A 26,185-nucleotide genomic window follows, 5' to 3' on the forward strand; every position below is an offset into this window, starting at 1 on the left:
GTACCCACGCGGGCCAGAGGAGACGGACCATGACTGAGGTTGGACTGGCATTGCTGCGCAGTATCAAGACCCTCGGACAGGGGCGGGTGTGGCTGCTGGTGTTTGGACCGGCGGTGTTGGGGTTGCTGGTCTGGGTCGGGTTGGCGGTTTTTTCTCTCGAATGGCTGATTGCCAGCCTGGTCGAGCAGCCCCCGCTGAGCTGGCTGGCCGGTTGGGGGGTACTCTGGCTGGCCAAGCTCGCGGCCGCGCTCGGCGGCTGGCTGCTGATCCTCGCCGCGGCCTTCGTTACCGCAATGCTGCTGGCGGCGATCTTCGTGATGCCCTTGCTGCTGGAGGTCGTGTCATCGACCGACTATCCGGAGTTGGCACGCCTCGGCAAGGACAGTCTGGCTGGAGCGGTTGTGAACAGCCTGGTGGCGGTGCTGGTGTTTACTGTCGGCTGGCTGCTGACCCTGCCGTTGTGGCTGATCCCCGGGCTGGCGCTGCTGCTGCCGGTGCTGTGGATGGCCTGGCTGACCCGTCGCACCTTTGCTTACGACGCGCTGTCCGTGCACGCGACGGTTGACGAGTGGTGCCTGCTGCGCCGCCAGCACGGCTTCCCGATGTTGCTGCTCGGCGTCATCCTGGCGCTGCTCGCGCACATTCCGGTCATTGGCCTGCTGACGCCGACGCTGGCGGCTCTGGCTTATACTCACTACTGCCTGGAGGCGCTGCGTCGGCTGCGACAGGGAGCCGTGGTCACGGTGATCGGCCAGCAACCCATATTGAAGGAGCTGCGATGAGTTTCGGGGCGATCATCATCGGCGACGAGATCCTGTCGGGGAAACGTATCGACCGGCACTTCACGAAAATCGCCGAGCTGTTGCGAGTGCGCGGCTTGCGCCTAGCGTGGGCAGAATACCTCGGCGACGAGCGCTCGCGCATCACCGCGGCGCTGCAGCGCAGCCTGGCCGCCGGTGAGGTGGTGTTCTGCTTTGGCGGTATCGGCAATACACCCGACGACCATACCCGCCAGGCGGTGGCGGCGGCGCTGGGCGTCGACCTGGTCCTGCATCCCGATGCCGAACGCGAGATCCGTGCGCGTTTCGGCGCTGAGATCAATGATGTTCGCCTGCTGCTCGGCACCTTCCCGCGCGGCGTGGACATCATTCCGAACCCGTTCAACCGCATTCCCGGTTTCCGCGTACGCGATCACCATTTTCTCCCGGGTTTTCCGCAGATGGCTCACCCGATGGCAGAGTGGGTGCTCGACACCTTCTATGGGCATCTCTTCAACCAGCGGCCAACGGTCGAAGAGGCATTCCTGCTGACCGGTACGAATGCTTACGAGAGCGCGCTGCTCGGCCTGATGGAACGTATCGTTGCCGAGTTTCCAACGCTACGGCTGTTCAGCCTGCCGTCGATCTCCGACGACGGGCAGCGGCGGCACCTGGAACTGGGCGTCGAAGGCGATCCGACCCTCGTTGAGCGGGCAATGGCGACGATCCGCCAGGAGGTCGAGCGGCGCGGGATCACCTGGCGGTCGCGACCACAGTAAGCCCCCCGGAAAACAAAAAACCCCGACCAGAGCCGGGGTTTCGCGCCGATCAGGTGCGGCAGAATCTGATCATTTCTTCGTGAGTGCGGCGGCGGCCTGGGCGGTGGCGTTGCTGGCTGCCTTGACGTTGGTGTCGACGATGTCGGTCACTTGCTTGGCCATCTGCGACATGTTCTCGAAGGCCGTATTCGAAGCGTTCAGTAGCTGCTTCACCGCGGCGCCGAAAACGTCGCCGGCGATCGGGGTGGCGCCGGTTTTTTCAATCAGGCCCGCTGCATTGTGGCGGATGTTGCTGTACTGCTCTTCCAGCACGGATGTGACTTCGCGCTGCAGATTGGCCGACAGATCGTAGAGGCTCCGCGAGTACTCCATGAGCTTGTCTACGTTCGGACGCGCCAGCGAGGCGGCAACGTCCTTCAACTGCTGTGGGTCCCTGACGCCGAGAAGCTGTTGCGTGCCGGTGGTGCCGGTGTTGAACAGTTCGCGGCTGGCGGCGAGGTTAAGAGCGGACAACTGCTCCAGTCCGTGGAAAGCAGTGCGAGCGAGAGTCAGCAACACTTGGGCACTGGCTTTTTGGCTTTGGGCGAGTTGTTCGAGATCGATGGTGCTCATGAATATCTCCGAGAATGGCAATGGTGAAACTGGTGAAACTCGTGGCGGATACTTGCTGAAGCATGCAGCCAAACCTTCGTGAGGCGCAGCCCTCGAACCAGGTCGGGGGCTTGCCGCAGGCTGTGTGCTCAGCTGTCGTTCAGGCCTTGGAACAGAACAGGTCGCGACCTATTTCTTGACGTTTGCTGCAGTGGCGCCGACAGCCTTGACAGTGGCGTTTGTCGCTGCGGCGACGTTCGCTTCGGCGATATCGGCAACCTGCTTGGCAGCCTTGTTCAAGCTGTCGAAAGCGGAGCTGGCGGATGCGATTGCCGACTTGACGGCGGAGACGGCGATATCGGAACCGGCTGGCGCATTCTTGGTGGCCTTCTCGAGCAGGGAGAGAGACTGCTTCTGGAAGTCGGCGAACTGTGCTTCGAGCAGCTTGGCGAACTCTTCCTTCGACTGAGCCGAAATTTCATAAACGCTGCGCGAGTAGGCCACGGCTTTTTCGAGGCTGGGTTGAGCCAGCGAAGCCTGCACGGAGAAGAACTCTTGCGGGTCTTTGGCGCCCAGCAGGGCTTTGGCGTTGGCAACACCGTCTTCCAGAACCGAGCGAGCGGTATTCAGGTTCAACGCGGCGATGCGTTCAGCGCTGGCCAAGGCGGTGTTGGCAAGAGTCAGCAGGGCATCAACGGAAGCCTTGTTGGCGGCGGCGAATTGCTCGGGCGTATTAAACATGGTCAATCTCCTCAGGAAAAAATGGGGGCACAACACAACATACATGTGCAATGTCTACCTCACCGATTGCCGCACTCTGCGTGCGCCCAGATGTTTTGTTGCACTGCACCATGGGCTGCATTATAGTCGTCCGAAAAGACTTGTCAAGCATTTTTTGTTGCGCCGCACCAAATTGCATGTGCACCTAGGGTAATGTTTTATAAGCATTGTTGATATGCCATAGCGGGTATGTCCTAACTATTGCTGCGAATTGCCCTGCTGCGCGGCAACTTGGGGCGGCAACGGCGAGTCGGCAAAATTCCCGGCGAATGCCCGTGAACGTCATGTGGCCAGGTCGGTGGAGCATATTCCCGGGTTTCGCTCACGGTCTCTGGCGTGGTAAGAGAAGCTGCCAGGGCGCCGCTCCTAGCTCTCGTGATGCCGACACCTTTCCTTCAGATACGACTCCAGCGATGCGCACAACGCCCTGGTTTCTTCATCAACCGCAGACAGGTTGATTTCCTTTGCGTCCGTTGCCCCTTGCTGCTGCTCAAGGGCAGCAAGCTGCTTTTCGAGGCGGACGGCACCAAAGTTGGCGACCAGCCCTCGCAACTGGTGGGCCAACTGGGCCAATTGTGTCCAGTCGGATCTGTCGGCTGCGTCGTGCAACGCAGCCAGGTCGCCTGGTACTTGCGCCAGGAATGCTTCGCCAATGATGTCAATGATCTCGGCGTCGGCCTCCGCAAGAGCGGCACGGTAGTCGGACGCTGGCAACGCGTCCGGAACTGGATCGCGGTTCAGGCGGGACAGAATATCCTGCAACTCTTCGCGGTGTAACGGCTTCGTCAAGCAACCATCGACGCCGGCAGCGACGCCTCGCTGCCGGTCTTCCGGCAAGACGGCGGCGCTGAGCGCATAGATGGGGGTGTGACTCACACCCCTGCTCTTTTCGAGAGAACGTATTTGCTGAGTCGCTGCAAATCCATCCACTCCGGGCATTTGAATGTCCATCAGGATGATGTCGAAGCGATCAGCTTCCCACCGGGCTATGGCTTCACGGCCGTCACCGGCGATGGTGACACGGTGTCCCCACTTGCCCAGCAACTCGATCATCAACTTCTGATTGACCGGATTGTCTTCAGCAACCAGGATGTGTAGCGATGTGGCACTCTCTCTCAGCCAATGCCTCGTTATGAGTTGCCCAGAAACACCGGCATCCTGCGATAGACCGAGCAGGGCAATTATCGATGCCCTCAGTTCATCCCGATCGACGGGTTTTGTCAGGTAGGCTCCGATGCCGACCTCGTTGCAGCGGGTGCCGTCTCCCCGCACGCCAACGGAAGAAAGCATCATCAGTACTGGGCTAGGTTTCTGTTCGAGTTCATGGAGTCTCTCGGCAACTTCAAAGCCATCCATTCCCGGCGTGTTGCAGTCCAGAACAATCAGTTCAAAAGCCTTGCCCTCGGCAAGACTTGCGGCACGCATCATGAGCGCAGTCGGACCGTCGGCAGCTTCGACGACCTCCATTCCCCAATTGCTCAGATTGCGGGTGAGGATCCGTCGGTTTGCCGCATTGTCATCGACGATCAGAACCCGTTTGCCAAGCAGGTTTTCAGTTACCGGGGTACTCTGCCTGTCTGGTGCGATGCCAAAGCCGATGACAGCGTGGAAGGTGCTACCACGATCAAGCTCGCTATCGACCCAAATACGTCCGCCCATCAAACCAAGCAGGCGTCTTGAGATGGTCAGGCCAAGCCCGGTTCCGCCATAACGACGGGTCGTCGAAGTGTCCTGCTGGGTGAACGCTTCAAAGATTTCTGCCTGCTTGTCTGGCGGGATCCCGATGCCGGTATCCCGCACGGCAAAATGCACCTCGGCTTGGCTGCCGCAGCTACGTTCCAGCCCGACACTGAGCAGGATCTCACCCTGTTCGGTGAACTTTATCGCGTTGTTGAGCAGGTTGATCAGTACCTGCCGCAGCCGGCCCGGGTCGCCAAGCAACTGCCGCGGCACATTCGGGGCCACGTCGCTCAACAGTTCAAGATTTTTCTCGTTGGCGCGGATCGCAATGGGTTTCAGGACGCTGCCAATCAATCCGATCAGGTCAAACGAAATCGTTTCGACGCTGAGCTTGCCGGCCTCGATCTTGGAGAAGTCCAGGATATCATTGATGATGGTCAGCAATCCGGCGGCCGAGGATTTCACGATGTTCAGGAACTCGCGCTGCTCGTCATCGAGTTCCGTTTCAAGCACCAGGTCGGTCATTCCGATGACCCCATTCATCGGCGTCCGGATTTCGTGGCTCATGCTCGCCAGGAACTCCGATTTCGCTCTACTGGCATCCTCCGCACGCATCACGCTGACCCTGAGGTTGCCGGCCATCTCCTCGAGCTGCCTGCTTTTCTCACGCAACTCACTCTCCACCCTTTCGCGTCGCTGAATTTCGCCGGTCAGTGAAGCATTGAGTTCCTGCAGCGCAGAACTTCGCAGGCTGGACTCAAGCATATCCTCCTGCAGCTTGGCGGTACGTTGCCGCATGCGGTCGTACATGACCGCACCGAACAGGACCAGTAGCGGGACAGCACTCGCCAGATACAGGAGCAGGCGGGGGGTGATGTGACCATAAATATCTTCTGCGGACAGGATAGTGACCAGGGACAAGGGCATTCCCGCGATCTTGGTCCTCAGGGCCAGCAGTTCCGAATCATGTGATCTCGGGTCACCCTGAAGCGCCGAAAACGGGTTTTCGTTGATCGCCGTCAGTTTGTCCTCGGGTAAGTTCACCAATGACTGAGCATTCCCTGCAATGGCCGAATCTTGCCCGACAAGCTGGAGTGGCTGTCCCTGATCAGTAAGCAACAGTTCCTCATACCCGGTTCCGGGTGAAGGGGAAATCAGGTATCTCGAAAGCTGTCCCAGGTCGCCAATGGTCACGACAGTACCGGCCTGGCTCTCTTTGTAGTGCACCGGCGCGGTGGCGACGATCTGCCGGTTCGCCGGGGTAATGTCCAGCGCCGATGCGTCTTGGGATGACCTTGGCAGGCCAGGAGGGTCGCCGCCGGGGGGGATGTCTACCAGGATTTCACCGTCATCGCCATAGAGAAGGATGCGGCTGTAAATGGGCTCCCCGCGAATCTTCTTGTCCATTTGCCGCCGGAAGCGGACATCGATGGCATCAAGGTTGGCGTTGAGCCCGTACTTGAGCGACATCCCCAGGGCTTTATTGACCAGAAAGTTCTGGATTTCAGGTACTTCCGCGAGTTCCGCGGTACCGTTCAGTCGATCGACAGCGAAGTCGGCAAGTGCCGCCGCGCGCCGATTGCTGTCAGCGACAATGCGGACTTCGGCCGCCGCCCGTAGTTGCTCCTGAGAACTGAATGCGTGCCAGAGTAGCAACCACGCATAGATGCAGAAAGCAGCCGCAACGAACAGGGGCCATCGGGAGCGGATCGATGAAAGCACGACCGGCTTCGACTTTGATCTCAGCCTTTCCTGGCGAAGAAGCTCGGGAAATAGCGCCGGACGCCCGGATAATATTTGTTGACCAGCTTGTCGTAAGTTCCGTCAGCCTTGATCTTGCGGAGGTAGTCGTTGAACGCGGCTCGCAGTTCCGGAGAAGACTTGGGGAATGCTGCCGCCAATTGTTGCTCTTCCGAGATCGGACCCAGAACCTTGATCTTGCCAGCCCATTTTTGCAGGTCGAGGATGGCATCCGGCACGTCCAGCAGGGTGAGTTCCGCATCCTTGTTCAAGAGTGCCGGAATCATCTCGTTGAGATTGGTACTCCTGGTATAGGCGCGAAGATCGATACCCGTTCCCTTCAGGCCATAGTTTGCCGGGTCGAGACAGGTTCGTTCCATGACCAGAAGGCTTTTCTTGCCGATCATCGCCTTGGTTTCGTGGATGTCCTTTTCGAGACTGCCGCTGTCCTTGATCGGCGTATAAGGCGATTCGGCTCGGGCGACCAGGAGCACTTGTGAAGGGAACGTCGGTTCCGAATACAACAGAACCTTTTCGCGCCAGGGCAGAACGGTGAATCCCGTTGCAATCATGTCACCGCGCACCGGGAAGTCGCCATCCAGCAAGACGTTACCGTCCTTGCGCACGACATTCTTGCCCAGCAAATCGCGAATGACGTTGTAGAAGTCGGTATAAACCAGCTGATACTTGACACCAATATGCTTGGCGAAGCCCTTCACCAGGTCAACGTCAAATCCGTCCCCGTCGCCGGTAACGAAATTGGCATACCGGATGCCGAGGTGCCGAATTTCGCCGCGTGCCTGAATTTCCTTGAGATCGGCGGCCCAGGCTTGACTTGCGACTACCAGGGTCAGGAAGCCACAGATGAGAAACCTGAAAAGTATTTTGCACCGTTTCATGGACATTCCTCCGATCGGTCAGATTTGCAGAACATTTTCTAGCCAGTGACAGGATTGCCGGATCGGTTACTCTTACTCGTCGCCGTAGTTCTCTCGTATCGCGAGAACCTGGTCCCATGCTTCGAAAAAAGCCTTGACGCATGCTGGGTCGAAATGCGATCCGGACTGTTCCCGGATGTACGCGGCTGCGCGCGATACATCCCAGGCTTTCTTGTAGGGGCGACACGAGGTCAAGGCGTCGAAAACGTCGGCTAGCGCAACGATGCGTCCATACAGCGGAATTTCATTGCCGGCGAGTCCCTTGGGATAACCGCTGCCGTCGAACTTCTCATGATGGCTACAGGCAATGACCGCCGCAGCTTGCAGTTTGGGCGAACTGCTGCCGAGAAGGATTTGATAGCCGATGGTGGCATGTGTTTTCATGATTTCGAACTCGTCTTCGGTCAGTCGTCCTGGTTTCAGGAGAATCTCGTCACGAGTTCCGACTTTCCCCAGGTCGTGCATCGGAGCGGCCTCAAAGATCAGTTCTTGCTCCTGGACCGGCAGCTTGAGTCCGGCGGCAATCAAGCGTGAATAATGTGCCATGCGCATGATATGGGCCCCCGTTTCGGGATCGCGATACTCGGCTGCTTTGGCAAGGCAGAAGATGGTCTCGCGCTCTCTTGCCGCGATCACTTTTGTCGCAGCGGCCACTTCACTGGCGAGCAGGGCCGCCCGATCAGCCAGCAGTTTCTGGCTGCGGCGCAGGGCAGCCATGTTGCGGATTCGGGCAATGAATTCGTTCTTGTCAACAGGCTTCGTCAGGAAATCGGTAGCACCCGCCTGCAGTGCCTTGTAGCGAACTTCCACGAGATTGTTGGCAGTAACCATGACGACAGGGATGTCGCCCATTTCCGGTAACTGGCGAAATCGCTGGATGAACTCAATGCCATCCGGCGCCGGCATCATGTAGTCCACCACAACGATGTCCGCGCCATGCGCTTTGCACCATTCGAGCCCGGCGATGGAGTGTTTGAAGGTCAAGGGCTCAATATCGCCGCAGCGTGCTACCAGATTCTTGAACAGCATCAAGTTGATGTCTGAATCGTCGACGATTACCACCGAAAGTCTCACGGCTGACATCTTTCATGCAGAGGGCTACGGTTCCTGATGGCCAGTGCCAAGGAGCGATGGCGGGTCAACCGGGGTAAAGCCTGGAGAACGCCGAAGACATAACCCATGTTGCATCAATTCCAAGACGTATGATTGCAGCGTGCAAGTCTAACTCGAATTAGCCATTCGCTGTAAAGGGGAAATAGGGACAATCCACCTCGGCCAATAGGTCACGATCCGGTTCACCTGGAGCAGGGCGGGCCTGGTTTCAGACCCGGCAAGACAAAGGGGGGGGCGGCGGATGGCGTGTGGATGCACGTGTGCTTTACCGCACAGGGGATGGGGGCGTATGCACCGCCGCACTGAGTTCGAGATTTGGGCGTTTCAGTTGGCGTCCGCTGTCGCCCGCGTCTTGTCGAGAACCCGCGTGGGAGCCGCACTCCTGCCGTCCGCTTCCACTAGAATGGGCGTTTTGCCAGACTGCGACCAGCGATGATGATCCGCACCCGTTTTGCGCCCTCTCCCACCGGTTTCCTGCATATCGGCGGTGCGCGCACTGCGCTTTTTTCCTGGGCCTACGCCCGCCGCCACGCGGGCAGCTTCATCATGCGCATCGAGGATACCGACCTCGCCCGATCCACACCCGAGGCGGTGCAGGCGATCCTGGACGGGATGCAGTGGTTGGGTCTGAACTACGATGAGGGGCCGTTCTACCAGACGCAGCGGATGCCCCGTTACCGCGCCGTGATCGAGGAGATGCTCGCCGCTGGCAGCGCCTATCGCTGCTACATGACGCCGGATGAACTCGATCGTCTGCGCGAAGAGCAACGTGCACAGGGCCTCAAGCCACGCTATGACGGCCGCTGGCGGCCCGAGCCGGGCAAGACGCTGCCAACGCCGCCAGTTGGGATGCCGGCCGTGGTGCGTTTCAGAAATCCCGCTGCGGGGGTGGTGGCCTGGGACGATCTGGTCAAGGGACGTATCGAAATCGCCAACGCCGAACTGGATGACCTGATCATTGCGCGCGCCGATGGTACACCGACGTACAACTTCTGCGTCGTCGTCGATGACTGGGAAATGGGCATCACACACGTCATCAGGGGCGACGACCACGTCAACAACACGCCGCGCCAGATCAACATCCTGCAGGCGCTTGGCGCGCAGGTGCCGCTTTATGCGCACCTGTCGATGATTCTTGGCGGCGATGGCCAGAAACTGTCGAAGCGGCACGGCGCGGTCAGTGTCATGCAATACGACGATGCAGGCTACCTGCCCGAAGCGGTACTCAATTACCTGGCGCGCCTGGGTTGGTCGCACGGCGACGACGAGATTTTTTCGATGTCGCAGTTCTGCGAATGGTTCGAACTCGACCATATCACGCCATCGGCGGCGCAGTTCAATACCGAAAAGCTGAACTGGCTCAATGCCCACTACCTCAGGACCGTCGACCCGGAGCGGCTGGAGTCACTGCTCCGGGTACGCCTGGAGGCGCGCGGCGTTACCGTCGCGGCGAGTCCGTCGCTGGCCGCCATCATCGCGCTGCACAAGGGAAGGGTTGGCAACCTCAACGAACTGGCCAACGTGGCTGAAGTTTTTTATATTGACCTGCAGCCCAAAGCCGAACTCCTGGCGAAACACCTGACGCCGGAAACCTTCGCGGTGCTGAGCGATTTCGTTGCCCACCTCACCGATGTCGCCTGGGAGAGCGGTGCCATCGGCGCATTGATCAAGGACTGCGTCGCCAGGCACGGGTTGAAGATGCCCAAACTCGCGATGCCGCTGCGCATCCTGCTGACGGGCCTTGAGCAAACACCGTCGGTTGATGCACTGGTCGCGATTTTCCCGCGCGAGATGGTGCTCAAACGACTGACTGCAATCAGTGAGGCCAGGCATTCACCGACCGGGTGTTCCTAGCGCGCTGCGGCGGCACCGGGACGGACATCCGCCGAGCAAGGCAGTCAGTCTTTACAGCAGCGGGCCCACTCCCTATAATGCCGGCTTCTTTCGCGCGGGGGTATAGCTCAGCTGGGAGAGCGCTTGCATGGCATGCAAGAGGTCCGCGGTTCGATCCCGCGTACCTCCACCAGGCGCCGAAAGAAGACAGTTCCGGGTCCCCATCGTCTAGAGGCCCAGGACACTACCCTTTCACGGTAGGTACCGGGGTTCGAATCCCCGTGGGGACGCCAGCAGTTCCCCGCTTTTGAAGAGCGGGCTGATGCGGTCGCACAGTACAGCATCGAAGGTTTCTGGTGACAAAAAAGCGGTGGGACGCCGGCTAGACCATCACTGGTTATCCGAGAAAGTGGGACCGTTTTTTTTGGTCGTGTCTGAGATGTCCCGTCACACTACTCCGGTCGGCGCGAATCGATGCTGATCGTCACCGGCCCGTCGTTGACCAGGTGGACCAGCATGTCGGCACCGAAAACCCCGCTTTGCACTTCTTGCCCGAGCACGTCCTGGAGCTGGTCGACAAAGCGCTGGAACAGCGGCTGTGCGATTTCCGGTCGTGCGGCGCGGTTCCAGGATGGCCGATTGCCTTTTCGTGTCGACGCGAAAAGGGTGAACTGACTGATCGCCAGGATTTCCCCGTGGGTTTCGCCGACGCTGCGGTTCATCACCCCGGCGGCGTCGGGGAAGATGCGCAGCCGGGCGACTTTGCTCGACATCCAGCCGAGATCGGAATCGCTGTCGCTGTCCTCGAAACCGGCGAGGATCAGCAGGCCCTGTCCGATTGCGCCGACGACTTCTCCCGCAACCTCGACTCGCGCCGAGGTCACGCGCTGCACGACCACCCTCATGGCAATACCTGGTCGTCAAGCTGTTGGTGCATGCAAGTCGCCGATGCCGGGCACAACTGGCGGAATTCGGCGGTATCGGCAATCCCCGGCGGTACAAGCTGACGGGCACTCCGCACAAAACCGCGGGCGGCAAAAAACTCCTGCGCGGTGGTGGTCAGTAGAAAGATTTGCCTTTGCCGCCTGGCGCGCGTGCGTTGTTGTAGCGCTTCGAGCAACCGACTGGCCAGTCCGCGTTGTCGGTAGCCGGGGAGAATCGCCAGCGAGCGCAGCAATACGGTATCGCCGCAGACCTCCAGTCCAGCCGTAGCGATCAGTCGTCCCTCGGCACGGCAGACCAGAAATTCTGCGAGTTTGTCGGCGGTGACGTCGCCATGCGGCAGTCCGCATTCTTGCAGGAGCGCGAGCAGTTCAGGCAGATCGTCTACCGCAGGCTCGGTCAGCAGCCATTGACTCATTCCTGTACCACTTGCCGGAGGCGCTGTGCGGGCGCGGGCAGCCAGTGCACCTTGTTGCGCAGGGGTTCCGGCTGCAGTGTCACGTGGGTGATGCCCTGATCAGCGAGTGTGTGCCGACTGGCGGCGAGTATGGTCGGCCACTGTTCGAGCGATTCGACGATCAGATGCGCCGACAAGGCAATCCGCCGAGAAGACAGGGTCCAGACATGCAGGCCGGGCACCGAGGCGACGCCAGCGATCCCGACCAGAAGCCGGTCAACTCTTCGACGGCGGCAATGGCGAGCGTCAGCAGCAAGGCCCAGATCAGTCGTGTACCGGCATCAGCGTGGTGATGATGCGCCTGCGCGCCATGCTCGTGGCCGGCGTGCTGGTGCTCGTCGTGATCATGATGATGGTTGCTCATGACGGATATTCTAACCGACATCAATGCCTCATCGTCCGTCCCATCAGTTAGGACGGCTCCGCTGGCCACGCCGCGCCAACGCCGGTCGACCGTGCGTGCACGGCTTAAGGCCAGGCTAATCTTTTTCCGCTAAAATATCGGCTTACCCCCAAGGATGCCGATGAGCCCATTGCCTTCTCGCGACAGTATTAACCGTTTCTTCGTTCTTTCCGGACTGTGGGTGACCCTGCACGTCAGCGTGTTTACCACCCAGCAGGCCTACAGCACCCTTGCGGTGGCGCTGTGGACGCTGGCAACCACGGTCAGCTACGCGTTCCTCTACCTGCTGCCGGCACTGCTCCCCGGCTATCTGCTGTACGGATTCCTGGCCCGGCGTGCTGCGAGCCGTGGCGGGGTGGTCGCGTTGGCGATCTTGCTGATCGGCCTGACCGGGATGGTTCAGGTGCTGCTGTTCGCCGACCGGGTGATCTACAGCATGTACGGATTTCACATCAACGGCTTTGTCCTCGATCTGGTGTTCACCCCGGGCGGGATCGCTTCGCTGGGGGCAAGTCGCAGCACTGAACTGACCGCCACCCTGGTGGTCATCGCCCTCCTGGCACTGCAGGCGGCCACCTACTACTGGGCAACGCGACGTACTGCGGGTCGGCGTCCCAGGCGGTGGATGCCGCGTGCGCGCTGGTTGCTGCTGGCGGTCCTGAGTTTTGCGGTTGGCGAGCGGGTGGCCTATGGTTTCAGTGCAGCCGCCAACTACCAGCCCATCCTTTTTGCCAGCGAGCGCTACCCGCTGTACCTGCCCACCACCTTCCGCAAACTGGCCTCGCGCCTGGGCGTGAGCGTTGCTTCCGAAGCCGCGGACGGCTTGCATGTCAAGCACAGCGTGCTCAACTATCCACTGGTGCCGCTACGTGTCGAGCCGCCTGCACGTCCGCTCAATATCGTCTGGCTAGCTGTCGAGTCGCTGCGCTACGATTTGCTTGATCGCACGATCATGCCGCAGCTTTGGGATTTTTCCGAACATGCCCTGCGCCTCGAGCAGCACTACAGTGGTGGCAACACCACCCAGATGGGCATTTTCTCGATGTTCTACGGCTTGTACGGCAACTACTGGTTTCCGATGCAGGCCGCGCGCCGGTCCCCCCTGCTGATGGACGTATTGCAGCAACAGAACTACCAGTTCAGTCTGCATACCAGCCAGAGTTTCACCTATCCTCCGTTCCAGGAAACCGTTTTTGCCCGGATGAACCCGGCCGACATGCACGCCCTGTCCGAGGGGCCTCCCGCCTGGCAGCGCGACCGGCAGAACATCGATGACATCCTTAAATTCATCGACAGTCGTGATCAATCCAGGCCGTTCATGACCTACATGTTCTTCGAGGGCACCCATGCCAAATACACTTTCCCGCCGGAAAGTGTCATCGCCCGACCGTATCTTGAGGACTTCAACTATCTCTCGGCTGATTTCTCCAAGCAGATGGTGCCGATCAAGAACCGCTACATCAACGCTGCCCACCACGTCGACCAGCAGATCGGACGCATCATCGCCCATCTGCGGACAAGGAAGCTGCTCGACGATACGATCGTCATCGTGCTTGGCGATCACGGCGAGGAATTCATGGAGCGTGGTCGCTGGGGACACGCGGCGGACTTCAATCGTTTTCAGACCAGCACGGTGGCGGTCCTTTGGGTCCCGGGTCAGAACGCGCGCCGGATCAGCGGCATCAGCAGCCATCTTGACCTTCCGGCGACGCTGATGCCGCTGCTCGGGGTGCAGAACCCGCCGGCGGATTTCTCGCTCGGGCAGAATCTGCTCGCGGCAGACTTTCATCGTGACTACGCGGTTGCCGCAGGCTGGAACAGCATTGCCTACCTCGGCGAGAAATTCAAGATCTCGTTCCCGGTCAACGCTTCCGGGGTCGTCCGAGTTCAGGTACTGGATGACGACGATCGCCCGGTCAGCGATCGCGACCAAGCCAAGAGCGAGATCCGTCCGGCCATGGTCGAGATGATGAACAACCTGACGCGCTTCAGTCGTCCGAAGGGTTGAGCCGCAAGCGGCATGGCAACCCATCGTGAGAACCGTGCCATTGCGCTATCTTCGGAGTGGCTGTTCGATATCGTTGCGGATGTCGAACGCTATCCGGAATTCCTGCCGCTGGTCCGCGAAGCGCGGATCCTCAACCGTTACGCGGAGGCGTACGAAACCGAGCAGAGCCTGGTTCTCGGTCTGCTGACACATCGCTTCCGGACGCGCACCGAACTCAAGCGTCCACGTGCCATCGTCGTCACCTCGGCGGATCGTTCTTTTTGCCGGTTCGACATCCGCTGGACTTTCTCGGAGCGCCACGACGAGCACTGTCAGGTCGACTTTGCGCTTGACTGCACGACGCGCTCGCTCTTTCTCATGCCGGTCATCGAGCTCCTGGTCATGCCCATGGCAACCAGCATGGTGGCTGCCTTCGAGGCGAGAGCGTACGCGCTGGCTGCCGACGCCGGCGCTGCGGCAGGGTGGCGGGTGCCGAACCGGGCCGAGGAGGATCCGAGAGATCCTTGAAGACAGGCGCCAGAACGCGCGTGCACAGCGCTCAGTGGGCTGCCGGGCAGGATTTCTCGCAGTCCTGCAGGCATCGCCGGTTAAAATGCGAGGCTTCTCGAATCAAGGACTGCACCGTGAGCCAGGAGCCCAAAAGCAACGAGGCAAGTTCATCCGCACTTGCCAGTACCAACTTCATCCGCAACATCATCGAAGCCGATCTGGCCGCCGCCAGGCATGCGACGCGCAGATGGTCGGGTCGCCCCGGCCCGGCTGCACAACAGCTCGCGGGTCCGCCCGATCCGGCGCAGATCCGCACACGTTTTCCACCTGAGCCCAACGGCTACCTGCATTTCGGACATGCCAAGTCGATCTGCCTCAACTTTGGACTGGCCCAGGATTACGGCGGCCGCTGTCACCTTCGCTTCGACGACACCAATCCGGAAAAGGAAGAGCAGGAATACGTCGATTCGATCGTCGATTCGGTGCGCTGGCTCGGTTTTTCCTGGACCGAGCCGGCATCGGCGGAGTCATCGGATGGCGAGTGCAACCTCTACTTCGCGTCCAACTACTTCGACTGGATGGTCGAGTTCGCCGAATACCTGATCGCCAGTGGCCATGCCTATGTCGATAGTCACAGCGCCGAGGAAATGCGTGCCAGCCGCGGCACACTCACCGAAGCCGGCACCGACTCTCCGTTTCGCGAGCGCAGCGTGGAGGAGAGCATGGATCTCTTCAAGCGCATGCAAAAGGGTGAGTTTCCGGACGGCGCGCACGTTCTGCGCGCGCGCATCGACATGGCCGCCGCAAACATCAATCTTCGTGATCCGGCGATCTATCGAATCCGTCATGCCAGTCACCACAATACCGGCGACAGGTGGTGCGTTTATCCGATGTACACCTACGCCCACCCGATTGAGGACGCGCTGGAGAACATCACGCACTCGATTTGTACCCTCGAATTCGCCGACCAGCGGCCTTTCTACGACTGGTTGCTCGAGCGCCTGGCCGAGGGCGGTCTGTTGCAGCGCCCGCTGCCGCAGCAAATCGAGTTCTCGCGTCTCAACCTGACCTACATCGTGCTCTCGAAGCGCAAGCTGATCCAGCTCGTCGAGGAGAAGCACGTCGACGGTTGGGATGACCCGCGTTTGCCGACACTCGTCGGTGCTCGCCGACGCGGCTACCCTGCCGAAGGTTTTCGCCTTTTTTCCGAGCGCATCGGTGCTTCCCGTTCAGAATCCCTGATCGAATATACGCAACTCGAAGACACCATGCGCGAGGTGCTCAATGAATCGGCCGAGCGCCGTGTTGCCGTGCTCGACCCACTCCGGCTGATTATCGACAACTACCCGCCGGACCAGCGCGAAGCGGCCTTCGCTCCGAACCATCCGCTGAAGCCCGAACTAGGCAAGCGAGCGATGCCTTTTGGTCGGGAACTGTGGATCGAGCGCGAGGATTTCATGGTGCAGCCCAGCAAGGGCTACCACCGCCTCTATCCCGGCAACATGGCTCGCCTGCGCTATGGCTACGTCGTCAGATGCACGGGCTACGACTGCGATGCCAGCGGCGCCGTCATGGCCGTGCACTGCGACTACCTGCCGGACTCGAAGAGTGGCACCAGCGGCGCCGACACGTACAAGGTGAAGGGCAATCTACACTGGGTTGCGGTGGCGGAGGCCTATCTGGCCGAGGTTCGTCTCTACGACCGACTGTTCGCCGTTCCTTCGCCCGGCGCGCGGCGTGAAGGCGATGCCGAGGATCTCGAACGCGATTTCCGCGACGACATCAACCCGAACAGCATTCGGGTCATCAAGGCCTGGCTCGAGCCCGCGCTGAAGCATGCCAGGGCCGAGGAGCGTTTTCAGTTCGAAAGGCACGGCTACTTCGTTGCCGACCGCGTCGATTCGCAGCCAGGTGCGCCGGTGTTCAACCGGACGGTAACGCTCAAGGATTCGTGGTCGGCCAAGCCCGGCCGACAGCGCTGAGTCTACTGACCTACGGCTGTCACTACCGGTCGACTCCGGCAGAGATGCTTCCCTGCAGCAACTCCAGTACCTTCTCCGGCGGCCGTCCGAGAACGGCCCGGTCGCCGCGCACGACGATCGGGCGCTCGATCAGGATCGGATGCGCAAGCAGTGCATCCAGCCATTGCTCGTCGTCCAGGGTACGCGCCGCGAAGTGTTCCTTGAATACCAGCTCGCCTCGGCGCACAAGTTCGCCTGGCCGCATGCCGAGCAGGCGTAGCAAGCGGCGCAGTTCTTCCCGGTCCGGAGGCGTCTTCAGGTAGTCGATGACCTCGGCCACGATGCCGTTGTCGGCGATCAACTGGCAGGCCGCGCGGCTCTTCGAACAACGCGGGTGGTGATAGATGCGTACAGGCGGTTCGTTCATCGCTGATCCTCGTCGAAATCACGCTCGGAAAAACAGTGGTCGCCTGGCCGGCGACAGATCTAGCGCCACAAGCTCAGCGGCGGATCGGCCACGATGGCGCGCACGATGTCGCTGCGCGAAACGAAGCCGACCAGGGCCTCGGTTTCGTTGATGATCGGTACGCCATCGACCTGGTGTTCGAGCAGGACATGTGCGATGCGCCGGATGTCGGTAATCGGGTGCGCACAGACCACCGGCGTGCTCATGACATCAGCGACCTTGCGGGCCAGGACATCGCGGACGCGGCCTGCGTCGACGTTGAGCACGGTCAGCAAGTCCCGCTCGCTGACGATGCCAACCAGACGGTAGCCGGGGTCGAGGACCGGCGCCTGGTGAACACGCTGTTCGAGCAGGACTTGCCACGCGTGTTCAACGGCGTCTTCGCTCGACACCGAAACGACCTGCCGCTGCATGATCTGGTAGGCATGGTAGAGGGGGCCGCGATCATGGTCCGCTCGCAGCATCTCCCGGTAGGCGCTCACCGCCTGCGCGGCGGGCGCGTTCAGCGTGGTGCGCTGGTCTTCTCCGGCGACCGGACGCACGGCCGTGCTGCGGAAGATTCCGGCGACACCCTTCAGGCCTTCGAAAGTGCCACGGTAAATCGGTCCACCCATACCATAAACCGAAAACACGCTGTTCTCCTCGTCGGGTACTGCACCCTCGTCATCCGCTTACAAGCTGCGGCCCGCCGGAGCGGGCCGCAGCAATGACGATTGTAGCCGCCTTTAACGAGATTTGCGTGACGCGGCAATTCCCAGTAGGCCGATGGCGATGAGTAGCACGGCGGCCGGCTCAGGCACGAAGGTAATCATCGCATTGGCCAGCAGTCGGTGGCCTGCGGCCGTGGGATGGATGCCATCCCAGAAGAAATATTTGCCGCAGTCTACGGTGGGATCGAGCACCACAACCGAGCAGGCGTCGCTGGCATTACTCAGCCCATAGGCGCCGGGATGGGCCGCGACGTCGCTGATGAAGCCGTAGGCATCGAAGATGCGCACGCCCTCAGCGATGTCGTCATCGAGGGCCTGCAGCAGTGCCTGGTTCATCAGTTGCGACACCGTAGTTCCCAGCAGCCCCGCTCCCTGCGCCAGGATGGCCGGTGCGACACCCGCGTTCGGCGTGTTCCAGACGACGATATTCTTCGCACCAGCCCACTCGAGCTGTTCGATGAGGGTATCGAGATAACCGGCGTAGATTGCGGCACGCGACTGGATGCCGTCGAGCATCTGCAACACGGTCTTGCCGCTGGCAAGGTCCTTGGCCGCCTCGGTAATGCTGTCACGCGCATCGTTTCCCCCACCGGCAACGACGTAGAGCGCATCTCCGGGTACCGGTAGCGAATGTGTCACGTAGGGGTTCAGAAATGCCGCCACCTGGGTCGACAGGCTCGGTGGAAAGACGCTGCCGCTAGGGTCAACCGGTCCCATGCGTGCACCGCCATAGGCATAGTTGGTGCCGAGCAGATTGGAAGCGACGGCGCTGAGGCCGAAGGCTGGGGCAAAGGTTTCCGCCCACACCGGACCGTTCGAGTAGCGGCCGCCAACCGGCGTGGCATAGGGGAGCGAGGGCACGAACGAATTGTCGGGCGTGGGCACGGGGGTGCGCAGCGTGCCTGGCGGCAGACCCAGTGGCGGACCGATGACGTAGTCGAAAACCACCGCGTTGTTGCCGGCATCGGAGAGGCTGTCGCCGAACAGGAACAGCTTGGAGTAGCCAGCCTGTGCCCCGGTGCCGCCGACAAGGCAGGTCAAGGCCAGCAGCCCCTGCAACAGCGGACGATGCCAGCGCAGGTGCGTGGCGCGGGTACGCGCGCCATCAGCCCGGCCGATGTTTTCTGCGGTGACCCCGGCAGCCGTGCCGGGGTGACTCATCGTTTCATCCATTCCGTATTCCTCCTGTGGTCAGTAAGCGTTGGAAATCTGCAACAAAAAATGGCCGGCTGCGTGACGCATCCGGCCCGTATGCCTGCTTTTTCTGTGCAGCAGTGCAGCCAACGTTTTTCGTTCTTCACGATCAAGCACAAATCACGCCAAATTACCTAGGCTTCTGATTTGCAAGCCGTGTGACGTTCGCCAGGAGACGAACTGGGATGTGTGTGTAAAATTTTTCGACAGTTATTTTTTGACAGTTGACGCAGCGCGACCGGTATCGTCAAGCGGAGCGCCCGGCGGGATTCTTGTGCCGCAGCGATGGTTCCCAGGCCTTCTCATTCGGCTCGCAGCGCGTCTACAGCGTCCAGTCGTGCCGCGCGTCGTGCCGGTAGCACCCCGGCCAGCAAGCCAATGCCGACCGCGATGCACTCGGCAAGGACGACGAAACTGAGTGGCGTATGTACCGGCAGGGCGGGCAGCACCAGGTGGATCAGTTGCGCCAGGCCGATCCCGAGCAGCAGCCCGAGCAGGCCACCGACTGCCGAGAGTGCGATGGCTTCGCCGAGAAACAGCCCGAGGATGCTGCGGCGTGGCGCGCCAAGGGCGACCAGCAGACCGATCTCGCCGGTACGTTCCGAGACGGCGATGGTCATGATGGTGACAATGCCGACGCCACCGACGAGCAGTGAAATGCTGCCGAGCGCGCCGACCGCCATGGTCAGCACATCGAGAATGTTCGACAGCGTCCGCAACATGTCTTCCTGTGTGGTGATGGTGAAATCTTCCCGCCCGTGCCGGGCTTTCAACATTGCCGTGACCAGCGCGCCGACCCTGGCGGCCGGTACGCCTTCCTCATACGAGAGGTCAATCTTCATGATCCCGTCGCGATTGTAGAGTTCGAGCGCGCGCGCGGTCGGGATGTAAGCCGCGTCGTCGAGATCGACGCCGAGAAACTGCCCTTTGGCTTCCAGCACGCCGATGACGCGAAACTGCAGACCGCCGACGCGTACCCTCGCGCCCAGCGGATTGCTGGTGCCGAACAGTTCATCCTTGAGTTTCGCGCCGAGGACGATGAAGGCGCGGGCGCTATCGGAGTCTTCCTCGGGCAGGAACTGGCCGCTGCGGACCTTGATGCTGAAAACCTTGAGCATCTCGGCGCTGACCCCATTGACGGTGGTGCGTCGCAGGCGGCCGTTGGCATTGACCTCGGTGTTGCCCCAGACGGTAGCGGTCATGCCGGTGATGTGCGGCAGGTGGGCGAGCGCGCGCGCGTCATCAAGGGTCAGCGGGCGCACCGAAGTCGGGATGCCGGTGGGCAGGTGTCCGGATGTCCGGGTCTTGCCTGGGGCGATGCTGAGCACGTTGGTGCCGAACTGGGTGAATTCGGCGAGCACGAAACGGTGGATGCCTTCACCGATCGAGGTCAGCAGGATTACTGCGGCGATGCCGATGGCGATACCGAGCAGCGTCAGGAAGCTGCGCAACCGGTGCGCGGTGATCGCACGCAGCGCGAGTTGCAGGGAGTCGGTCGGGCGGATCATCGACGGCGTGCCGGCTCAGCGCCGGGCCAGCGCCTGCACCGGGTCGAGCCGTGCTGCCTGGCGTGCCGGCAGCACCCCGAACAGAATGCCGGTGACCAGCGCCGTGCCGAGCCCCGCGAGCACCGCCCAGTCGGGTGGAAACGCCGGATAGGCGGGGTAGAGTTGCCGGATCAGCGCCGCGCCAGACTGACCGAGCACAAACCCGAGCAGGGCGCCGGCCACGGACAGCATCGCCGCTTCCGTCAGAAAGGCGTTGCGGATCGTCGCGCCAGTGGCGCCGAGTGCCTTGAGCAGGCCGATTTCGGCGGTCCGCTGGGTCACCGAGACCAGCATCACGTTCATCACCAGGATGCCGGCGACGGCCAGACTGATCGCTGCGATGCCCGCAACGGCGACGGTCATGGTGCCGAGGAGTCGGTCGAAGGTCGCGAGGACAGCGTCCTGGGTGATGATCGTCACGTCCTGCTCACCTTCATGACGCAGCTTGATGATCTCGCCGGCCTGGGTCTTGGCCAGCTCGATGGTGTCGCGGTTCGTGGCCTCGACGAGAATGCGGAACAGCGTGTTGCTGTTGAACATCGCTTGCGCCAGTGCCACCGGCACGATGACCAGTTCGTCGGTGTTCATGCCCAGGCCCTGGCCGCTCGCTGCGAGGACGCCGACAATCCGGAAGCGTCGGTCACCGATGCGCACCAGTTGCCCCAGCGCTTCCTCGCGACCGAACATTTCATCGCGTATCCTGGCTCCAATGACCGCTTCGGATGCACCGCGCCGCCAGTCGCCGGGTGGCAGGAAACGCCCTTGCGCCAGGGCCAGGCGGCGCACGTCGATGAACTCGGCAGTGGTGCCGGCGACCATGACTTCGCGCAGCTTGCCACCGACGCTGATTTCGGAAGTGCCGACGGCCAGCGGTGCGACGCGGTGCACGGCGCTGGCGCGCAGCAGGGCCTGCGCATCATCGACGGTCAGATCGCGCGGGGTGCTGGTGATGGCGTTGCCGGGGTTGAAGCCACCGGTTTGCGAGCGGCCTGGCAGGACGATCACCAGGTTGCTGCCGATCGACGAGAACTCCCGGAGCACGTAGCGGCGCGCGCCGTCGCCAAGCGCCGTCAGCACCACCACGGCAGCGACGCCGATGGCCATCGCCAGTACCAGCAGCACGGTGCGCAAGGGACTGCCGCTGGCCGCATCGCGAGCGAAGCGAATCAGGTCGGAAGTGCGCACGGGTCTGAAATCGCCTCGCTGCCGCGCCAGCGGTCGCTCTCGAGCGCTCCGTCGGCCATCAGCAACTGGCGGCGGGCGCGGGCGCCAAGGCTGGTGTCGTGGGTGACGACGATCAAGGTGACCCCGCGCTGGTTGAGTTCTTCGAGCAGACGCATCACCTCTTCGCCGGTGGCGCGATCAAGGTTGCCGGTGGGCTCGTCGGCAAGGATCAGTGCGGGTTGCATGATCGTCGCGCGGGCGATCGCGACGCGCTGCCGCTGCCCACCGGAGAGTTGGTCCGGGCGATGGTCGGCGCGGTTCTCCAGTCCATAGTCCCGCAGGGCGCGGGTGACGCGTGCGCTGCGCTGTGCCGGCGCGATACCGGCGAGGATCATTGGCAGGGCAATGTTCTCGGCGGCGGTCAGGCGCGGCACCAGATGAAAGCTCTGGAAGACGAAGCCGATGCGCTCGCTGCGCACGCTCGCCTGTTCGTCTGCCGACAGGGTGGTGACGTCGCGGCCTGCGAGACGGTAGATGCCGGCATTGGGGCGGTCGAGCAGGCCGAGCAGGTTGAGCAGCGTGGATTTTCCCGAGCCCGACGGACCCATGACGGCCACGTATTCCCCGGCGGCGATGCACACGTCCAGGCGGCGCAAGGCGTGCACCTCGCTGTCGCCGAGCTGGAAGATCCGCTCAATACCGGCGAGTTCGATCAGCGCAGCGCCCATCGACTATCTGCCGCCAGTTGCCGGCTTGCTGTCGATCGAGTAGGCGGCACCGGCCTTGACGCCTGCGCGTTCGAGCGAGGTGACCACCTGTTCGCCGGTCGACAAGCCTTCGAGCACTTCGGTGAATTCCCAATTGGCCAATCCGGTCTTCACCTGGCGTTCTTCGAGCGTGCCGTCGGAGGCAGCCACCAGTACGCGTCCGCCTTCGAGCAGCGCCGAGCTGGGAATCCGGATGACTTTCTCGCGGATGTCGAGGAGCACTTCGACATCTGCGCTGTAGCCGACCAGCAGCTTGCCCGGTGCTGCCGGATCGTCGAAGGCGACCTCGATATCGACGGTGCGGGCCTGCTTTTCGACCGCCGAGACGTACGCTGCCACACGCCTGACCTTGCCGGGGAAGGACCGTCGCGGCAGCGCGTCGAGGCTGATGCGAACCGCCTGCCCGGCAGCGATCCGGGGCGCATCGACTTCATCCATCGGGGCCTTGACGTAGAGGCAGGAGTCGTCGATCAGGTCGATCGCCGGCGGCGTCGGTACGCCCGGCGGCGACGGTGTCGAGTACTCGCCAACTTCACCGACGATCTTGGCGATGGTGCCGGCAAATGGCGCATAGAGCACCGTCCGCCCCTGCTCGACGCGGGTCAGGCTGACTCTCGCTTCGGCTTGTGCGAGGTCGGCCTTGGCTGCGTCGCAACCCGCTCGCCTGGCCAGCGCATCGCTGCGCGCGCTATCCTCCCTGGCGCCGGAGACAAAACCCTGGATGCGCAGTGCCGATTGGCGATCAGCCTCGCGTTCGGCATTGGCCGCCACGACACAGGCTTCACTGACGCGCTGGTGAGCCGTGGTCACCTGCGACGCCACCCATGCGGTCTGTGCCTGCTGGTCGTCGTTCCACAGCTTCATCAGCAATTGGCCCTTGCCGACGCGATCGCCCTCCTTGACCGCCAGGACCTCGATCCGGCCACCGCTGATCGTCGATAGTCGGGTGCGCTGACAGGCCTCCACTGTACCGGCGCGGGTGTTGGCGATGGTGGACTCGACGAGGCCGCGTTCGATTTCCTTCAATACGACGGCAACCGGCTTCGGTCGCGTCGCCCACCAGGTACCCGCCCCGAACAGCAGCAGGACAAGGAGCGCGAAGAACAGACGGCGGAGCAGGGTTGACGGCATGGCAGGGCTAGGTGCTGGGGGAGGATGAGCGGGGCATCAATGACTCTCGTGGGCCGCCCAGACCACCGCACTGGCGGTGCTCAGGGCCAGTCCTTCGGCAATGGCGCCACAATGGTGAACATCAGGGCCGACGTGCCGAGCAGATCGAGCTGGCCATAGATCCGCTTGCTGAAGCGGTAGCCGAGGCTGGGTACGAATCCCGGCGAGAAGCCCTTGTAATTCAGCGGGACCTTGTCTTCGTATTCCCCGACGTAGCCGTAGAGAAGGCCGGCGGTCCATTGAAGGTACCAGTTTTCGAAGCCAAACGGGTCCAGATAACGCTGGCCAGCGAAAGCGTAGGCGCTCGGTTGGCCAAACGAGTTCGAGAACACCGCGCCGCCGGCTAGCCATCGCCCTTCGAGTCCTTTCAGGAGCCCGAGCGCGACCACTGGCTTGTGGTCCTCGTCGGGATTGAAATGGACCGTGTAGGGGCTGAATATCAGATCCCAGCCCTGAACGGTGGCCTCGTTTGGTGGCGAGGTGGCGACCGGACCCTGACTGGTGGTCATGGCAGGGGTGCTCTTGGGCGCATCGTTTCCGGCTGCGGCAGTCTGGACTCTCGCCTGTGCGGCAGGCGTAGCCGCAGCCGATACCTTGTCGACCGGCTTTGCCGCGGCCGCGCCAGCGGGCGTCGCGGCAGTTCCGCGAGCCTGCGCGGCGAAGCCGGTCTTGCCGGTTCCGCTGCTCGGCCGCGCGGCATCGGCCTGCTTGCCCGGGTTGACAGACACGCTGCTGCCGGGTTCGCGCAGCCTCGACAGTTTGGACTGGGTGACCTTGTTCGAAGGATCGAGTTGCAGCGCCTGGTCATAAGCCTGACTGGCCAGGCGGGCATAGACGTCCCCGAGATTCTCGCGCGCCAGGGCATAGCCCGGGTCGGTTCTGATGGCCATTTCGAGCGCCGTCCGCGCCTTTTCGTACTGTTTTTGCTGGGCGTAAACGACCGCAAGATTGTTGTAGGGCTCGGGCAGTTCGGGATAATCTTCGCTCAGTGCGCTGAACACCGCTATCGCCTCGGTCGGCTGGCCCATCTCGATCAGGATCAAGCCTTTGAGAAATCGGCCACGGGCTTCTTTCGGCCTGCCGGCAATGTAGCTGTCGACTTTTTCAAGTGCCTCCGACGATTGCCCCTGTTTGAGCAAGCGCTCCGCGTCCGAAAACTCGTCTGCAGTGGCAAAGGCGATCATGCCGTTCAGAGCCAGGCCGACGAGCAAGGCGGTCAAGGGGGTCGGCAAAGATTTCTGAGGGTTTGCGCGCATCGTTATCGGGTAGTTGGCCTGGCAGCGGTTGAGTGTCGCTAAACCGGTCGATTCTAACAAGAAGCGCTCCCAAACCAAAGTATTGACCCTCGGTGAATTGAAATTGCAGTGCACCGGACGATGTGTTACAAGGTGAGTTTATCGCGAATTCATCCGCTGTCCTGGTTGCCCTATGGTTTTTTCGTTTTTCAAGAAGCCGCCGCCGGAAAAGAAAATGGTGGCTCGCCCAGCGGCCGTACCTCGCCCAAACGAGGAGCGGGGCGTTTCCCCGGGCGCGCCGCGGGATGACAAGCAGAAGCCATCGAACGCGACACCCGTAGGCCTGGCTCGGGCGGATATCCCGTTCGCCACGCCGGTTACCGCGACCGATGCGCCGCCACTGGACCTCAGCGAGTTCGTGTTCAGCGAGACGGCAACCAATTTTCAGATCGAAACCGAAGTCGACCCGATTGATGCCGAAGCCGAAGAGGCAGCCATGCTGTATGCGAATGGCCAGGATGTCGTGGTTCGGTCGCTGTTGGAGAATGCGACCCGTACCCACCGGTCTGGCCCCGGTGAGCGCTTGTGGCTGATGCTTTTCGACCTCTTCCGGCTGACGGGCCAGAAAGCCGCCTTCGAATCGCTGGGAATCGAGTACGCGCAGTGTTTCGAGAAGTCGCCGCCCGGCTGGCGCGGGGATACCGCCGCTCCACCAGTGCAGGCCAGAGCGATGGGGACCGTGCTGTTCAAGGGCGAGCTCAGCGGTGACAACGACGCGGGTTTCGAAGCGGTGCGTCAGGCACTCGCGAAGAACGCGTACCTGCGTCTCGACCTGTCCAAGGTGCGCAGGCTGGATGCCGCCGGTTGCGAGCGACTTATGGAACTGCTCCAGCAAGCGCAGCGAGGCAAGCGCGAAATCGAATTGCAGGGGCGCGATTACATTGCCGCCCTGCTGGACAGTCGGGTCGTCCCGGGGTGCCCGGAAGACCGACCCTGCTGGCTGTTGAAGCTCGAGTTTTGCCAGTTGCGAGGGCAACTGGAAGCCTTCGAGGAAGTGGCGATCAACTATGCCGTGACGTTCGAGATTTCGCCACCGTCCTGGGACTCCAAGCGGGTGCAGGTGACCGAGCACGCCCCGTTGATGCTGGCCATCGACGATCAATTGGTGACCGAGGCGTATGTCATCAAAGGCGATATCAAGGGTTCCCGTTTCGGCGATCTGCTGGCGTACGCTGCGGCCAACGATCCGGTGCTGATCGACTGCTCGGCTGCGACGCGCATGGACTTCCTCAGCGCCGGTGCCTTGCTCAACGTGTTGACCACGGTCAGGCGAACGGGCCGACAGATCATCTTTCGTCACCCCAACTACCTGCTTGCCGAGTTGTTCCGCGTTGTCGGGCTGAAAGCCGTCGCCGATGTCGTGCTCGCCAGGAGTTAGGGACTCCAGACAGGCACACCAA

At 61.7% G+C, this 26,185-nt stretch carries 25 protein-coding genes and 2 tRNA genes; 10 read left to right on the plus strand and 17 right to left on the minus strand.

The window, feature by feature from the left end; all coding sequences use genetic code 11:
- The first annotated feature begins 29 nt into the window (after positions 1-29).
- Together AC15MQ_RS10710 and AC15MQ_RS10715 are read left to right on the plus strand one after the other, a co-directional pair.
- Positions 30-782, plus strand: coding sequence for an EI24 domain-containing protein (locus AC15MQ_RS10710; RefSeq protein ID WP_287655373.1), 753 nt, complete (start codon positions 30-32; stop codon positions 780-782).
- Positions 779-1,537 (plus strand): competence/damage-inducible protein A, encoded by a 759-nt coding sequence (locus AC15MQ_RS10715; protein ID WP_483080112.1) that lies wholly within the window; start codon positions 779-781, stop codon positions 1,535-1,537. The genes AC15MQ_RS10710 and AC15MQ_RS10715 overlap by 4 nt, the downstream gene beginning before the upstream one ends.
- Before the next feature lie 69 nt (positions 1,538-1,606).
- Here the strand turns inward: AC15MQ_RS10715 and AC15MQ_RS10720 are convergent, their stop codons facing one another.
- The 3 genes from AC15MQ_RS10720 to AC15MQ_RS10730 form a co-directional block, all read right to left on the minus strand.
- Positions 1,607-2,149 carry a phasin family protein gene (locus tag AC15MQ_RS10720; protein WP_287655375.1) on the minus strand — a complete coding sequence of 181 codons (543 nt, stop codon included), beginning with the start codon at positions 2,147-2,149 and terminating at the stop codon, positions 1,607-1,609.
- Between the two features lie 168 nt (positions 2,150-2,317).
- Complete coding sequence (locus AC15MQ_RS10725; protein ID WP_287655376.1) at positions 2,318-2,869, minus strand: phasin family protein; 552 nt, start codon at positions 2,867-2,869, stop codon at positions 2,318-2,320.
- 405 nt (positions 2,870-3,274) lie between these two features.
- Complete coding sequence (locus AC15MQ_RS10730) at positions 3,275-5,230, minus strand: response regulator (protein WP_483080113.1); 1,956 nt, start codon at positions 5,228-5,230, stop codon at positions 3,275-3,277.
- 765 nt (positions 5,231-5,995) lie between these two features.
- On the opposite strand from AC15MQ_RS10730, the gene AC15MQ_RS10735 reads away from it, so the two are divergent.
- Positions 5,996-6,208 carry a hypothetical protein gene (locus AC15MQ_RS10735; RefSeq protein WP_483080114.1) on the plus strand — a complete coding sequence of 71 codons (213 nt, stop codon included), beginning with the start codon at positions 5,996-5,998 and terminating at the stop codon, positions 6,206-6,208.
- A 122-nt stretch (positions 6,209-6,330) separates the two neighbouring features.
- Here AC15MQ_RS10735 and AC15MQ_RS10740 read toward each other — a convergent pair whose 3' ends face one another.
- Entirely contained in the window at positions 6,331-7,227 is an 897-nt protein-coding gene (locus AC15MQ_RS10740) for a transporter substrate-binding domain-containing protein (protein WP_483080115.1), read from the minus strand.
- 72 nt (positions 7,228-7,299) lie between these two features.
- Positions 7,300-8,349 carry an HD domain-containing phosphohydrolase gene (locus AC15MQ_RS10745; protein WP_287655379.1) on the minus strand — a complete coding sequence of 350 codons (1,050 nt, stop codon included), beginning with the start codon at positions 8,347-8,349 and terminating at the stop codon, positions 7,300-7,302.
- A 462-nt stretch (positions 8,350-8,811) separates the two neighbouring features.
- Here AC15MQ_RS10745 and gltX point away from each other — a divergent pair, with 462 nt between their 5' ends.
- From gltX to AC15MQ_RS10760, 3 genes are all read left to right on the plus strand, one after another.
- On the plus strand, positions 8,812-10,233 hold the full coding sequence (gene gltX / locus AC15MQ_RS10750; protein WP_483080116.1) for a glutamate--tRNA ligase: 1,422 nt from the start codon (positions 8,812-8,814) through the stop codon (positions 10,231-10,233).
- Positions 10,234-10,329: 96 nt separating this feature from the next.
- Positions 10,330-10,405 (plus strand) — tRNA-Ala (locus tag AC15MQ_RS10755).
- Between the two features lie 24 nt (positions 10,406-10,429).
- A tRNA-Glu gene (locus AC15MQ_RS10760) sits at positions 10,430-10,505 on the plus strand.
- Between the two features lie 159 nt (positions 10,506-10,664).
- On the opposite strand, the gene dtd is transcribed toward AC15MQ_RS10760, so the two are convergent.
- Genes dtd through AC15MQ_RS10780 form a run of 4 tightly spaced genes read right to left on the minus strand, consistent with a single transcriptional unit; the run spans position 10,665 to position 11,975 of the window.
- The gene (gene dtd / locus AC15MQ_RS10765) at positions 10,665-11,117 is read right to left on the minus strand and encodes a D-aminoacyl-tRNA deacylase (RefSeq protein ID WP_287655487.1); all 453 of its coding nucleotides are present in this window, start codon (positions 11,115-11,117) and stop codon (positions 10,665-10,667) included.
- Positions 11,114-11,572, minus strand: coding sequence for an arsenic resistance N-acetyltransferase ArsN2 (gene arsN2 / locus AC15MQ_RS10770; protein ID WP_483080117.1), 459 nt, complete (start codon positions 11,570-11,572; stop codon positions 11,114-11,116). The genes dtd and arsN2 overlap by 4 nt, the downstream gene beginning before the upstream one ends.
- Positions 11,569-11,793, minus strand: a complete 225-nt coding sequence (locus AC15MQ_RS10775; protein WP_483080118.1) for a hypothetical protein — start codon at positions 11,791-11,793, stop codon at positions 11,569-11,571. The genes arsN2 and AC15MQ_RS10775 overlap by 4 nt, the downstream gene beginning before the upstream one ends.
- The gene (locus tag AC15MQ_RS10780; protein ID WP_483080662.1) at positions 11,733-11,975 is read right to left on the minus strand and encodes a hypothetical protein; all 243 of its coding nucleotides are present in this window, start codon (positions 11,973-11,975) and stop codon (positions 11,733-11,735) included. Before AC15MQ_RS10780 ends, AC15MQ_RS10775 begins: the two co-directional genes overlap by 61 nt.
- Before the next feature lie 160 nt (positions 11,976-12,135).
- Here AC15MQ_RS10780 and AC15MQ_RS10785 point away from each other — a divergent pair, with 160 nt between their 5' ends.
- The 3 genes from AC15MQ_RS10785 (at position 12,136) to AC15MQ_RS10795 (ending at position 16,493) form a co-directional block, all read left to right on the plus strand.
- Complete coding sequence (locus AC15MQ_RS10785; protein WP_483080119.1) at positions 12,136-14,022, plus strand: sulfatase-like hydrolase/transferase; 1,887 nt, start codon at positions 12,136-12,138, stop codon at positions 14,020-14,022.
- Between the two features lie 12 nt (positions 14,023-14,034).
- Positions 14,035-14,529 (plus strand): type II toxin-antitoxin system RatA family toxin, encoded by a 495-nt coding sequence (locus tag AC15MQ_RS10790; RefSeq protein ID WP_287666389.1) that lies wholly within the window; start codon positions 14,035-14,037, stop codon positions 14,527-14,529.
- A 116-nt stretch (positions 14,530-14,645) separates the two neighbouring features.
- A complete protein-coding gene (locus AC15MQ_RS10795) occupies positions 14,646-16,493 on the plus strand; it encodes a glutamine--tRNA ligase/YqeY domain fusion protein (RefSeq protein WP_483080120.1) in 1,848 nt (615 codons plus the stop codon).
- Between the two features lie 22 nt (positions 16,494-16,515).
- Here AC15MQ_RS10795 and arsC read toward each other — a convergent pair whose 3' ends face one another.
- From arsC to AC15MQ_RS10835, 8 genes are all read right to left on the minus strand, one after another.
- Positions 16,516-16,899, minus strand: coding sequence for an arsenate reductase (glutaredoxin) (gene arsC, locus AC15MQ_RS10800; RefSeq protein ID WP_483080121.1), 384 nt, complete (start codon positions 16,897-16,899; stop codon positions 16,516-16,518).
- Positions 16,900-16,958: 59 nt separating this feature from the next.
- On the minus strand, positions 16,959-17,570 hold the full coding sequence (locus AC15MQ_RS10805; protein WP_483080122.1) for a CBS domain-containing protein: 612 nt from the start codon (positions 17,568-17,570) through the stop codon (positions 16,959-16,961).
- 93 nt (positions 17,571-17,663) lie between these two features.
- Complete coding sequence (locus AC15MQ_RS10810) at positions 17,664-18,821, minus strand: SGNH/GDSL hydrolase family protein (RefSeq protein WP_483080123.1); 1,158 nt, start codon at positions 18,819-18,821, stop codon at positions 17,664-17,666.
- 323 nt (positions 18,822-19,144) lie between these two features.
- Positions 19,145-20,350, minus strand: a complete 1,206-nt coding sequence (locus AC15MQ_RS10815) for an ABC transporter permease (protein ID WP_332335362.1) — start codon at positions 20,348-20,350, stop codon at positions 19,145-19,147.
- Positions 20,351-20,365: 15 nt separating this feature from the next.
- Positions 20,366-21,574: an ABC transporter permease gene (locus AC15MQ_RS10820; protein ID WP_332335363.1), complete on the minus strand. Its 1,209-nt coding sequence runs from the start codon at positions 21,572-21,574 to the stop codon at positions 20,366-20,368.
- Entirely contained in the window at positions 21,556-22,281 is a 726-nt protein-coding gene (locus AC15MQ_RS10825) for an ABC transporter ATP-binding protein (RefSeq protein WP_287655501.1), read from the minus strand. The genes AC15MQ_RS10820 and AC15MQ_RS10825 overlap by 19 nt, the downstream gene beginning before the upstream one ends.
- A gap of 3 nt (positions 22,282-22,284) precedes the next feature.
- Positions 22,285-23,451 carry an efflux RND transporter periplasmic adaptor subunit gene (locus AC15MQ_RS10830; protein WP_287655503.1) on the minus strand — a complete coding sequence of 389 codons (1,167 nt, stop codon included), beginning with the start codon at positions 23,449-23,451 and terminating at the stop codon, positions 22,285-22,287.
- Between the two features lie 80 nt (positions 23,452-23,531).
- Positions 23,532-24,710 (minus strand): tetratricopeptide repeat protein, encoded by a 1,179-nt coding sequence (locus AC15MQ_RS10835; protein WP_483080124.1) that lies wholly within the window; start codon positions 24,708-24,710, stop codon positions 23,532-23,534.
- 250 nt (positions 24,711-24,960) lie between these two features.
- On the opposite strand from AC15MQ_RS10835, the gene AC15MQ_RS10840 reads away from it, so the two are divergent.
- Entirely contained in the window at positions 24,961-26,163 is a 1,203-nt protein-coding gene (locus AC15MQ_RS10840; RefSeq protein ID WP_483080125.1) for an STAS domain-containing protein, read from the plus strand.
- The last annotated feature ends 22 nt before the right edge of the window (positions 26,164-26,185 follow it).

Source organism: Candidatus Accumulibacter propinquus (assembly GCF_056856495.1).